Raw genomic sequence first — 11,747 nt, forward strand, 5'->3', positions numbered from 1 at the left:
CCCGGTCTGTTTTTGACGCGCGACGTCGTTTCGTGCGCGTCGCGCAAACCACGCCGGCTCAGGCAAACGATTCGCCTATATGACAGCACCGATCGGCGGAACTTCGTGGTAGGTTCGCGCATCGGAGTTTTTTGCAAAAACATGCCCAAAGAGGATGAATACATGACCCAGGCCCTGCAGGAACTCGAAGCACAACTTCGGGACCTGAACATCAAGCTGTCGGACGCGAAACAGAAGGAGAAGCAGGCCGCGCTCGCGGCCTTCAAGGAGCAGGTCGAGCTTTTGGGAATTACGCAGCAGGAAGTGCTGAGCGCGCTCGGCTATATCGTCCAGCGAAAACGCAAGGCGCCTGCCAAGTACTACGATCCGACGACCGGCCGCTCGTGGTCGGGCCGTGGCCCGCGGCCGAAATGGCTCGAAGGCAAGGATCTCGACATGCTCGTCGTCGACCGCGAGGCCAAGACCTGGTGGCCCGGGGATGATCAGGGCTGAAGCCCGCCGCGGCGCCGTCCGGTTCGCGCGCGCGGGCCGGCCGGCACCACCCGGCCAGCACAATGTCTTTCGTTCGGTGTCCAGCCTGATCGCGACATCGCCGGCCTTGCCGCCGACACCGGATCGCCGCTTTCCCGTTCATTGCCCGCCGACTCCCGCTCTCCGTCCCGGAAAGCGGGCGCGCGGCGCATCCTGAAGCGTCGCCGACCATGCGCGCATGACGGATGGGAGCGGGGGGGACGCGCGCCCGCACCGCCGCGCATCGGCACGTTCGCCGGCCCATCATGCGCGGGCACAGGCCTTAGAATGTCGCCGGACTTTCGTGGCAGGACACCATGGCAGCAAACATCAAATCCCCAGCGCTCGACGGCTCGTCGGCCCCGCGCGCGGAGCAGGTCGGCCCTTACGCGTGGAAAGCGCTGGCCGGGTCGGCGATCGGCTATGCGATGGACGGCTTCGACCTGCTGATCCTCGGCTTCATGCTGCCCGCGATCACGGCGGCGCTGCAACTGACGCCCGGGCAGGGCGGCGCGCTGGTCACGTGGACGCTGATCGGCGCGGTCGCGGGCGGCATCGTGTTCGGCGCGCTGAGCGACCGCTACGGGCGCGTGCGCGTGCTGACCTGGACGATCCTGCTGTTCGCGGTCTTTACCGGCCTGTGCGCGTTCGCGCGCGGCTTCTCGGATCTGCTCGTCTACCGCACCATCGCGGGCATCGGGCTGGGCGGCGAGTTCGGGATCGGCATGGCGCTCGCGGCCGAAGCATGGCCTGCGAGCAAGCGCGCACGCGTGTCGTGCTACGTCGCGCTCGGCTGGCAGGCCGGCGTGCTGCTGGCCGCGCTGCTGACGCCGTTCCTGCTGCTCCACATCGGCTGGCGCGGCATGTTCGTGGTCGGCGTGCTGCCCGCGCTGCTCGCGTGGGTCATGCGCAACAAGCTGCACGAGCCGGAAGCGTTCGTGCAGCGCGCGGCGCAGCCGAAGTCCAACGGGTTCCGCATGCTCGTCGCCAACGGCCGCACCGCGCGCACGAGCCTCGGCATCGTGATCCTGTGTTCGGTCCAGAACTTCGGCTACTACGGGATCATGATCTGGCTGCCGACCTTCCTGTCGAAGCAGATGGGCTTCTCGCTGACGAAGTCGGGGCTGTGGACGGCGGCAACCGTCGTCGGGATGATGATCGGCGTATGGGTGTTCGGGCAACTGGCCGACCGGATCGGGCGCAAGCCGACGTTCCTGCTGTACCAGCTCGGCTCGGTCGCGACGGTCATCGCGTATGCGCGGCTGTCGGACCCGACGGCGATGCTGTGGGCCGGCGCGCTGATGGGGATGTTCGTCAACGGGATGGTCGGCGGCTACGGGACGCTGATGTCCGAAGGCTATCCGACGGCCGCACGCGCGACCGCGCAGAACGTGCTGTGGAATATCGGCCGCGCGGTCGGCGGTTTCGGGCCGGTCGCGGTCGGCGCACTGGCCGCGCACTACTCGTTCCAGACGGCCATCGCGTTGCTCGCCGGCCTTTATATGCTCGACATGGTCGCGACGCTGTTCCTGATTCCAGAACTCAAGGGCGTCGAGCTCGAATGAGCGCGGCGGGCGCGGGCCCGCTTGCGGTCGGAACCCGATGCGATCGCACACACCGCAACGACATCACCGGAAACCACGATGCAACCAAGGAATAAAACGATCGGCGTGATGGGCTCGGGCAAGGAACCGTGGCTCGTGTTTTCGGAACCGCTCGGCGCGTGGCTCGCGCAGGCCGGCTTCAACCTGCTGACGGGCGGCGGGCAGGGCGTGATGCTGGCGGTCGCGCGAGCGTTCGCCGGCGTGCCGGGGCGCGCCGGGCGATCGATCGGCATCCTGCCGACGCAGGCCGATCCGCTCGCGGGCTTCGTACCGCTCGACGGTTATCCGCATCCGTTCGTCGACATTCCGATTCTCACGCCGCTGCCGCGCCGTGAGCCGGGCGCCGATCCGCGGACGATCAACCGCAACTATGTGAACGTGCTGAGCAGCGACCTGATCGTCGCGCTGCCGGGCGGGCACGGCACGGCCGAGGAGATTTCGCTCGCGCGGCGCTGGGGCAAGCCGCTTGTCTGCTTCGGGCCGGATGGCGCGTTTCGGGAGCTGGCTGCCGGCGCCGCATGCACGTCGTCGCTCGACGACGTGATCCGCTTCGTGGAAGACGCGTTTGCGCCGGAGCAGGTGCAGGTGGCGCAGGCGCTGCGATAGTTCATGCGTTCGGCTTCGACGGCTTGCGACCTGCGCCGCCGCGCGGCGATGAATCGGGCGCGAACGTGTCCGCCGAGATACCGGGACAGCGTGCGCCGCGAAATGTTGGTGCGCCGGACGACGCCGTCGATCGACAGGCTGTCGATCCCGGTTGAACCTCAGCAGCCGGACGGTCCCGGCCGGCTGAAACGTTGCTCGACCACCTCGGTTCCCCATTGCGTGCCCGCGGACTCGCCGGTCAGCGTAAAGCCGAACGACTCGTATAGATGGCGCGCGGAATCGAGGCCCTTGAACGTCCACAGGCAGGTTTCGCGAAAGCGCTGCTCGTCGACGAAGCGCATGGCTTGCGTCATCAGCTGGCGCCCGATGCCCGATCCGCGCAACGCGTCGTTCACGATGAACCATCGCAGATGCGCGACGCCGGTCGCCGGGTTGCCGTCGATCGCGAGCGACGCGAGCGTTCGCCCGTCCTCCTGGCAGAGCCAGAGCGCCTTGCCGTCGGCCGGCAGCGCGCCCGCGAACTCGGCAAGCTCGGTCGCCACGCGTTTTTCGAAAAAGGCGCCGAATCCCCAGTGCTCCGAATAGAAGCGCGCGTGCAGGCTCGCGATATCGCCGATGCAGCCCGGCTGGTAGCCTTCGCGGATCTGCGGTGCGTCGGGTGCCGCGGCGGGCGACTTGGCGGCGTTGTCCTGCGCGAGCGCATCGGCATACAGCGCGAGCGAACGCAGCAGCGCCTGCTGGTCGGCCGGAATCATGCGGCGCAGCGCATTCGACACCTGGTCCGTCGCGAACTGGTCGATTTTTTTGCGGAGCTTTTTCCCTTCGGCGGTGAGGGTCAGCTCGGTCGCGCGCGCATCCTCGCTCGACACGCGGCGCTCCACGATCCCGGCGGCTTCGAGCCGCGCGAGTTGCCGGCTCGTGTTCGATTTGTCCAGGCGCAGGATGTTGCCGAGATCCCGGGCGTTGATGCCGGGCGCCATCCCGATCTCGAGGATCGCGTGAACGGCCGAAGGCGCCCAGTCGCTGTCGGCCAGCGTCGCGCGCATGAAGCCGAGCTCGCGAACCAGTTTGCGGGAGAAGTCGCGAAGCTCGAGGATGGTCGCTTCGCGAGGCTTGGCGGGAGCGTCGATGAGATCCATGGTCTGCCCGAAAAGGTTGTGTGTCGCAATCGATAATAGTTGCGGGTCGCAACTTGATCAAGGCGGATTTTCGGCGAAGCGGCGGCCCCCTTTGGTCGCCGTCGGGGGAGCGGCGTTGAGGTCGATCAAGGGGCCCGAACGAGTCGGCAGTTTTTGGCGGTGAATGGTCGCGGCGCGGGTGGCGCAGTGCGGTGACGTGGACGCATACTGGGTGTATCGAGTCGACCTGCGGGCAGGAGTGCCGACCGATCGTCGATCCGGTTGCGCGATCGCGGGCCATCATCCGGACATGATGCATCGTCGTCGATCCAGGTCCACCGACCACGGAGACCACCATGAACAAGCTGTTGCCGATGACGATTGCGTTGCTTGCCGGATCCGGCATCGGCGCCGGACCGCTCCACGCTGCCGGCAGCATGGATGCGCCACCCTGCAGCGCGGCGCATGCGGCGGATCAGGACGGGAACGCCCCGATGTCGGGCACGTCGGTCCGCAGCTTTTCGACCGCCGGTTGCTCGGGCGCGGTGCTGCAGGGCGAACGGGCGACCGCGACGGTCGACGGCGACCGGGTCGAACTGCGGGACGGCACCGTCTATGTGAACGGCCGGTCGTACGGCGCCGTCACACCCGCGCAGACGGTCGAATACGAGGCCGCGCACGACAGGCGCATATTGAAGGTCGACGGGAAAGTCCGCACGCCGCAGCGCTGAGTGCCGATTCCGGCCCCGTCGGCCGCGACGGGTCACGTCATCTTCGGATCGCTGACTTCCATTCCCGCGCGCACGTCCTGCTGGATGCCGTACTGCGCGAACGGATGGCACAGCCCGTTCCGCGACAGCGCGTCCATCCCCGCAATCGCCTGTTCCAGTGCATCCGGCGCCGGCCCCTTCGACACGCCGGCAGGCGGCGCGCCGCGCTTATTCGACCAGCGATTCGACCAGCGTCAGCCAGCCGTCGCTGAGCCGCACTTCGCGCCCGACCCATGCCGCGTCGACGCGCGGCAGCACGGCCGACGGCTTGCGCAGCTCGCGCAGCAGCGTCGCGCCGTGCGACAGCCGGCCACCCATGCGCGCGATCACGGCGCGCGCGGCCTGGTACTGCGCGTGCCGGCCCGGGTCGAGCGTGTCTTCCAGCAGGATGTCGCGGCCGAGCACGCCCTGCGTGTGGCCGGGATAGATCATGAAGCCGGTCGCCTCATCGGCGCCTTCGCTGCCGTCCTGCCAGAAGCTGCCGTTGCGTTCGCGGCGCTCGGGATGAGGCGCGAACCACGCGTCGCGATCGGCGGCCGGCATCGCATGATGCAGGCGGAAGAACACGCGCATCAGGTTGTCGCGATACCACTCGCGCACTTGCAGATACCAGCCGCGCATGCCCGGCGCGCCGAGCGTATGGAGCACGCGAACCGGCAGCGGCCAGTCGGGAAACGCCTGCAGCGGCAGGTCCGTGGCCGCCGGCCGCGCCGTGCCCGGATCGGTTTCCCACGGCAGCCGGTGCGGGCTGTTGTCGAGCTGGCCGTACACGGTCGGCGGGCGCCCCCACAGTGCGCCGCCGCTGCTGGCGAGCGATGCCGCGATGCACAGGTTGCCCTGCACGACGAACACGTAGAAGCGCGTGAACCAGTCGGCCAGTTGCCGGCCGTCGGCGCGCTGCTCGACGAGCGTCGCGAGTTCCCGGTCGAAGCGCCGCAAGCCGTGCTCGAGCGTCGGCAGGTGCGTGCGCGCGACGCGCAGCATGCGCCAGAACACCGGCAGCGATTGCAGCAGGCGCAGCGGTCGCCAGCGCAGCGGCGGCGTCGCGCCGCCGATCTCGCCGCTGTAGTTGCCGGCCGATACGCCCCAGTCGGCCAGGCGCGCCAGGAACAGGTCGTTGTTGATGTACGACGCGCCGCCATGGAGCGCGGTGAACGGTTCGTTGTCCCGCAGCACGCGTGCATCCCAGCGCGCCATGATGGCCGGGATGCTGCCGGCCGCGCGGCGCTGCGCATACTCGACCAGCCGGCTCGGCTGCGGCGGCAGGATCTCGGCGATGTTGGCCGAGGTCAGGTGCCGGTGCCAGCCGTAGCTGCTGATCGGCCGGTACTGCAGCAGCCACAGCCGCGTGCCGTCCCATGCCCATTCGACATCGCCCGGCACGTAATGGAACGCGCGCAGCACGCGTTGCAGGAAGGTCCACAGTTGCGTCGCGTTCAAGCCGTGCGCGGTCGGGAACGTGCCGCTCTGCCATGGCTCGCCGAGCCGCGACAGGATCGCGCGCTGCGGGCTCGCGTGCCCGTCGGCGAGCGTTTCGAGGTGGCCCTGCACCCATTCGACTTCGACCGCGAGATGTCGCACGAACGCGATGCCCGACAGCACGGGCGCGACGAAGCGCTGCACGACCGCTTCCTCGAGTCCGCCGTCGAGCAGCGCGGCCACGCGCGCGGCCGCCTGCGACGCCGGCACGCGCAGGAACGTCGTGTGCAGGCCGGCATTGGCCGCATCGGCCTGGTCTTCGCCATGACTCGACGACCGGACTGCCCACTCGGCATCGGGCTGGCTCGCGAGAAAGCCGGACAGGCGCGGGTCGTCGGCTCGGGTGAGCGACAGCGCGGGCGGTACGGGCAGACCGGCCATTGTTGCCAGCGCCAGGCGTCCGCCTTTCGTGTGCGCGACGAAACCCGTGTCGCCTGCTTCGAGCCACTGCGCGAAGGTTGCCGGCGCATCGATCCACGGATAGTGTCCCCAGCCGGCCTGCAGCGTGACGGTGAGGTCGGCGCGCGCGAGGATCGCCGACCACGCGGCGGCCTGGCTCACGCCGAGCACGTTGTCCTGGTCGCCCCACACGAGTTCGATGCGATCGGTGATCCACTCGAGCAGCGGCAGCGCGGTATCGGCGCGCACGAGATCCCAATGCGGCAGGAACGCACGGCAGCGCGCATAACCGGCGCCCATGCGGCGGTACTGCGCGTGTGTCCAGGTCTGGTTCGAGAACTTGCGTGCGAACAGCGTCGGGTAGCGCGAGAGCAGCCAGTGGATCGCTTTGCGCAGCGGCTTCGGCGCCATCAGTTTCGGCAAACGCCGTTCCCACAGGAACGCACCGACGGGCGCGAGCAGCACGCTGCGGCTGAAGTGGCCGGGGCGCCGCTGCAACGCGTGCAGCACCAGCAGTGCATTCACGCCGACCGCCATGATCGCGTGGCCCGGTTCGGTCGCGTCCAGCAGCGCCTGCGCGTAGGCGGCGAGGTCTTCGCACGGCGGCGCGGGATTGTCGCCGAAGCCCGGCAGTTCCAGCGGCACGGGTTGGTAGCGGTGGAAGTGGGGCAGCGCATCGTCCCACCAGTCGGCAGCGCTGCCGTTGCCGGCGAGGAGGTACAGGATCGGTTTGCTCATGGAGGCTTCGTCGGTCGACGATCGTCGCGGTTGCGCTCGCCCGATTACGCGGCGGCGTCAGCGGATGCCGCGGGTCTCTTTCGCATTGCGTCGATGCGAGCGGAATCGGAGCGTGGCCGCGTTCGGATTGATTGTTGCGGGCATTCTACGCGAGTCGATTCATTGCGATTTTCATTCCGGGTTGCGGATTTTTCGATGCGCGATCTATACGCGTTACCCGGTTGTCGATTGACCGACATGTCGAGCACGACGCCATTCAGGCGCCGGTCATGGATGACCTGTGCAAAGAATCCCGATGCCGGCAATGAAGCCGTAACCGGTGCTGCTCACGCGTCGACGTCCGGCTCGGCGCGCGGCGCCTTGCCGGTCCAGCGCCGGTACGCATGACGGAAGCTGCGCGGCTCGCTGTAGCCGAGACGTTCCGCGATCGCCGCGACCGTCAGCGTGTGGCCGTCGAGCATCCGCGCTGCTTCGTCGTGACGCACTTCGTCGAGCAGCGACTGAAACGTGATGCCGTCCTTGTTGAGCCGCCTGCGCAGCGTGCGCTCAGTCAGGTGCAGTGCATCCGCGAGCGACGTCATCGACTTGAAGCGCGACAGGTCGCGCGCCATCAGCTCCTTCGCGCGATCGGCGAAGCGCGTGCCGACCGACGCGGCCCACTGACGTTCGAGCGCCTCGCACTGGTAGTGCAGTGCGTTGAAGCTGACTTCGTTCGCGAGGCGCGGCGTTTCCGAGCCGTTCACGGACGTGAACACGAGACGGTTGTCGCCCGCATTGAACGCGACCTTGCAGCCGAAGTGGCGCGTGTAGTCGGCCGCGTTGCGCGGCGTGCGTCGCGCAAGCTGCAACTGCTCGGGCCAGACCGGCTTGCCGACGAGGTCGGACACGATCAGACGCAGGCTGGACAGGCACATGTCGACCTGAAACACCTCGAGATCGGGCTCGCCGTTGTAGCGGCCGATCGTTACGCTCATGCCTTCCGCATGCGCATCGATACGCACATCGAAATACAGCCCCATGAACAGCGGAAACTGGCTCATGCACCGGAACGCCTGCATCACGGAGCCGCTGATCAGCATCGCGTAGCCGGCGAGGCCGAGCGTCGACACGTGCAGCCGCGCGCCGATCGACAGCCCGATCGACGGCACGCCGCTGCAGCGCAGCAGGTTGCGGAAACAGCGCTGCTCCTGGCCGCGATTCACGTGCAGGTTCGGCGACGCGACTTCGTCCGCGCCGAGCCCGGTGCCTTCGAGCAGCGCGGCGCCGTCGATGCGCCGCACGCGGCACTCGTCCAGCGCGACCGCGATCGCGTGGACGGTGGCGGGAATGTCTTCCTGGCGTCCGGCCGGACGCGCGAGGCCGAGCGACGAACGCAGGCTGCGCTCGGCCCTGCTCTGGTTTTGGTGGGAGCGGCTGTCCATGGTGCGGATGCGGCGACGGGATCGCGTAGAACATAGCCGGAATGTCCGCAAAATGCCAGTGCGGCACAGCACCATTCATGACTGGCCGGCACGACGCGCGGCGATGTGTCCGAAAATATCCCTCTATTACGTCCGCTTTTCTCATTCGTCGTCGATTTTTTGGCGCACCACACTCGTTTCCGAATCGTGCAATGCACGCGTTGCCGACGAAACGAGTGTTGACGTCATGAACGAAATCCACGTGAGGACAGCATGAACAACGACAGGCCAGGTCGGTCCGCATCGGTCGCTTCGGCGAATGACTCCGGGCCGCGCGCGCATCGATGCGACGCAAACGGACGTCGCAACGCGCATCCGCTCGGACCGTTCACGCTGGTGATCTTCGGCCTCGCGTACATGCTGCCGATGACGGTGTTCACGACCTACGGAATCGTCACGAGCGAGACGAACGGGCATCTGACGGCCGCGTATGCGGTCACGCTGATCGCGATGCTGTTCACCGCGCGCAGCTACGGCCACATGGCGCGGCTGATGCCGAGCGCCGGGTCGGCCTATACGTTCGCGAGCCGCAACTTCGGTACGTCGGCCGGCTTCATGGTCGGCTGGGCGCTGCTGATGGACTACCTGTTCATCCCGATGATCAGCTACCTCGCGATCGGCATCTACATGAAGCAGCTATTCCCGGCCGTGCCGGCCAGCGTGTGGATCGTCGCGAGCATTGCGCTGGTCACCGGGTTGAACATCATCGGCATCCGGCTCGTCAATCGCGTGAACCTGATCCTGATCGCGAGCCAGCTCGTGTTCATCGCGATCTTCGTCGTCGCATCGGCGCGGGTCGCGAGCGGCGAAGGCCTGTCGATGGCCGTCGCGTTGCCGTCGTCGGGCGATGCGCGCGCGATCTTCGCCGGGTCCGCGATCCTGTGCCTGTCGTTCCTCGGCTTCGATGCGGTCACCACGCTGTCCGAGGAAACGCGCGAGCCGCGGCGCACGGTCCCGCGCGCGATCCTGCTCTGCACGCTGGCGAGCGGCCTGCTGTTCATGCTGATCGCATACATCGGGCAAGTGGTGTTTCCCGACTGGCACGCGTTCAGGGATCTCGATTCGGCCAGCCTCGAACTGATGCGGCGCATCGGCGGCGGCACGCTGTCGGCGCTGTTCGTCGCGGTGTATGTGGCCGGCTGCTTCGCAAGCGCGATGGCCGGGCAGGCGAGCGTGACGCGCGTGCTGTTCGCGATGGGCCGCGACCGGGTGCTGCCCGAGTGCGTGTTCGGCCACCTGCATGCGCGGCTGCGCACACCGGTGCGTGCGACGCTCGCGGTCGGCGTCGTGTCGCTGTCCGCGCTGTTCGTCACGCTCGATCTCGCGTCGACGATGATCAGCTTCGGCGCGCTCGTCGCATTCGCGATCGTGAACCTGTGTGTGATGCGCAGCTATCTGTGCCGGCCCGAGCACCGCCATGCCGCGGGCTGGATCGCGTTCGGCGCGATGCCGGCGATCGGCTTCGCGATGAACGTGTGGCTCTGGTCGGGGCTGTCGCGCCAGACGTTCTACGTCGGCATCGGCTGGCTCGCGCTCGGGCTCTGCCAGCTCGTGTGGCTGACGCGCGGCTTCACGCGCCCGGCGCCGACGCTGTCGATGAATTGAACGACCGGTCGCCGGATACCGGTTTTGAAACCCTGAAGGAGGAGTGATCCATGAACGCCGTTGACGTCAATCCCGATGCGGACCTGCAGGCGCTCGGCAAGCGCCACCTGCTGATGCACTTCACGCACGCCGATGCGTATCGCGACAACGCGCTGACCGTGTTCGACCGCGGCGAAGGCTGCTGGCTCGTCGACCGCAACGGCAAGCGCTACTTCGATGCGCTGGCCGGGCTGTACTGCGTGCAGGTCGGCTATAGCCACGGCGCGGAGATCGGCGACGCGATCCGCGAGCAGATGGTCCGGCTGCCGTTCGCAACCAACTGGGGTTATGGCCACGAACCGGCGATCCGTCTCGCGCACAAGCTCGCGGCGCTCGCGCCGGACGGCCTGAACCGCGTGTTCTTCACGTCGAGCGGCTCGGAGTCGAACGAATCGGCGATCAAGCTGGTGCGCCAGTATCACCAGTCGCGCGGCGAGCCGCAGCGGCGCAAGTTCATCGCGCGGCGCGTCGCGTATCACGGCACGTCGTTCGGCGCGCTCGCGCTGAACGGAATGACGAACTTCCGCAAGCATTTCGAGCCGCTGATGTCGGGCGTGCGGCATGTGGGCAACACGAAGCGCTATGGCCGCCCGGCGGGCGAGACGGAAGCGCAGTTCACGCGCCACCTGCTCGACGAGATCGAATCGCTGATCGTGCAGGAAGGGCCGGACACGGTCGCCGCGATCGTCGTCGAGCCGCTGCAGAACGCGGGCGGCAGCCTGACGCCGCCGGCCGGCTACGCGGCCGGGCTGCGCGACATCTGCGACCGGCACGGCGTGCTGCTCGTCGCGGATGAAGTGATCTGCGGGTTCGGCCGGCTCGGCGAATATTTCGGGTCGACGCGCTACGGGCTGAAGCCGGACGTCATCACGTTCGCGAAAGGCATTGCGTCGGGATACGTGCCGCTCGGCGGCGTGATCGCGAGCGACGCGGTCGTCGACACGGTGCTCGACGGGCCGCAGCAAATGTTCCTGCACGGCGCGACATACGGCGGCCATCCGGTCGCATGCACGGCCGCGCTCGCGAACCTCGCGATCATGGAGCGCGAAGGCGTGCTCGCGAACGTCCGCGACAACGAAGCGGTGTTCCGCCGGACGCTCGACGGCCTGCTCGAACTGCCGTGCGTCGGCGACGTGCGCGGAGACGGCTATCACTACTCGCTCGAACTCGTGACCGACAAGGCCGCGCGCCGCTGGTCGGCCGGCATCGGCGCGCAGGCGTTCGTGTCGACGCTGCTTGCGCCCGCGATCTTCGACGCGGGGCTGCTGTGCCGCGCGGGCGTCGATCACGAAGGCACGCCGATCGTGCAGTTCTCGCCGCCGCTCGTGATGTCGCGCGACGAGATCGTGTGGTTCGTCGCGCAGATTCGAGACATCCTCGTCGACACCTATACGCGTGCGATGCGCTGAGCCGGCATCC

9 protein-coding genes are annotated in these 11,747 nt (G+C 67.9%); 6 read left to right on the forward strand and 3 right to left on the reverse strand.

Going from position 1 to position 11,747, the window contains the following annotated elements:
* Positions 1-162: 162 nt before the first annotated feature.
* The 3 genes from FPJ27_RS00230 to FPJ27_RS00240 all read left to right on the forward strand — a co-directional run bounded on the left by FPJ27_RS00230 (position 163) and on the right by FPJ27_RS00240 (position 2,720).
* Positions 163-492, forward strand: coding sequence for an H-NS histone family protein (locus FPJ27_RS00230; RefSeq protein WP_072440422.1), 330 nt, complete (start codon positions 163-165; stop codon positions 490-492).
* A 335-nt stretch (positions 493-827) separates the two neighbouring features.
* Positions 828-2,075 carry an MFS transporter gene (locus FPJ27_RS00235; RefSeq protein WP_204420986.1) on the forward strand — a complete coding sequence of 416 codons (1,248 nt, stop codon included), beginning with the start codon at positions 828-830 and terminating at the stop codon, positions 2,073-2,075.
* A 78-nt stretch (positions 2,076-2,153) separates the two neighbouring features.
* A complete protein-coding gene (locus FPJ27_RS00240) occupies positions 2,154-2,720 on the forward strand; it encodes a DNA-binding protein (RefSeq protein WP_204420987.1) in 567 nt (188 codons plus the stop codon).
* A gap of 158 nt (positions 2,721-2,878) precedes the next feature.
* Here FPJ27_RS00240 and FPJ27_RS00245 read toward each other — a convergent pair whose 3' ends face one another.
* Complete coding sequence (locus FPJ27_RS00245; RefSeq protein ID WP_072440425.1) at positions 2,879-3,859, reverse strand: helix-turn-helix domain-containing GNAT family N-acetyltransferase; 981 nt, start codon at positions 3,857-3,859, stop codon at positions 2,879-2,881.
* Positions 3,860-4,194: 335 nt separating this feature from the next.
* On the opposite strand from FPJ27_RS00245, the gene FPJ27_RS00250 reads away from it, so the two are divergent.
* Positions 4,195-4,569: a sugar ABC transporter ATPase gene (locus tag FPJ27_RS00250; RefSeq protein WP_072440427.1), complete on the forward strand. Its 375-nt coding sequence runs from the start codon at positions 4,195-4,197 to the stop codon at positions 4,567-4,569.
* A 207-nt stretch (positions 4,570-4,776) separates the two neighbouring features.
* On the opposite strand, the gene FPJ27_RS00255 is transcribed toward FPJ27_RS00250, so the two are convergent.
* Together FPJ27_RS00255 and FPJ27_RS00260 are read right to left on the reverse strand one after the other, a co-directional pair.
* Positions 4,777-7,224, reverse strand: coding sequence for a PEP-utilizing enzyme (locus FPJ27_RS00255; protein WP_204420988.1), 2,448 nt, complete (start codon positions 7,222-7,224; stop codon positions 4,777-4,779).
* Positions 7,225-7,550: 326 nt separating this feature from the next.
* Complete coding sequence (locus FPJ27_RS00260) at positions 7,551-8,645, reverse strand: AraC family transcriptional regulator (protein ID WP_204420989.1); 1,095 nt, start codon at positions 8,643-8,645, stop codon at positions 7,551-7,553.
* A gap of 252 nt (positions 8,646-8,897) precedes the next feature.
* Between FPJ27_RS00260 and FPJ27_RS00265 the strand changes: the two genes are divergently transcribed.
* Positions 8,898-10,289 (forward strand): APC family permease, encoded by a 1,392-nt coding sequence (locus tag FPJ27_RS00265; RefSeq protein WP_204420990.1) that lies wholly within the window; start codon positions 8,898-8,900, stop codon positions 10,287-10,289.
* Between the two features lie 50 nt (positions 10,290-10,339).
* Complete coding sequence (locus FPJ27_RS00270) at positions 10,340-11,737, forward strand: aspartate aminotransferase family protein (protein WP_204420991.1); 1,398 nt, start codon at positions 10,340-10,342, stop codon at positions 11,735-11,737.
* The last annotated feature ends 10 nt before the right edge of the window (positions 11,738-11,747 follow it).

The sequence above is a fragment of the Burkholderia sp. MS455 genome (assembly GCF_016899445.1).
Lineage (GTDB): Bacteria > Pseudomonadota > Gammaproteobacteria > Burkholderiales > Burkholderiaceae > Burkholderia > Burkholderia pyrrocinia_C.

Bases quoted from the DNA above. Each gene is read 5' to 3' on its own strand.
- FPJ27_RS00260 (WP_204420989.1), bottom strand. From the start codon at position 8,645: ATGGACAGCCGCTCCCACCAAAACCAGAGCAGGGCCGAGCGCAGCCTG.
- FPJ27_RS00270 (WP_204420991.1), top strand. From the start codon at position 10,340: ATGAACGCCGTTGACGTCAATCCCGATGCGGACCTGCAGGCGCTCGGC.
- FPJ27_RS00245 (WP_072440425.1), bottom strand. From the start codon at position 3,859: ATGGATCTCATCGACGCTCCCGCCAAGCCTCGCGAAGCGACCATCCTC.
- FPJ27_RS00240 (WP_204420987.1), top strand. From the start codon at position 2,154: ATGCAACCAAGGAATAAAACGATCGGCGTGATGGGCTCGGGCAAGGAA.
- FPJ27_RS00230 (WP_072440422.1), top strand. From the start codon at position 163: ATGACCCAGGCCCTGCAGGAACTCGAAGCACAACTTCGGGACCTGAAC.
- FPJ27_RS00250 (WP_072440427.1), top strand. From the start codon at position 4,195: ATGAACAAGCTGTTGCCGATGACGATTGCGTTGCTTGCCGGATCCGGC.
- FPJ27_RS00235 (WP_204420986.1), top strand. From the start codon at position 828: ATGGCAGCAAACATCAAATCCCCAGCGCTCGACGGCTCGTCGGCCCCG.
- FPJ27_RS00265 (WP_204420990.1), top strand. From the start codon at position 8,898: ATGAACAACGACAGGCCAGGTCGGTCCGCATCGGTCGCTTCGGCGAAT.
- FPJ27_RS00255 (WP_204420988.1), bottom strand. From the start codon at position 7,224: ATGAGCAAACCGATCCTGTACCTCCTCGCCGGCAACGGCAGCGCTGCC.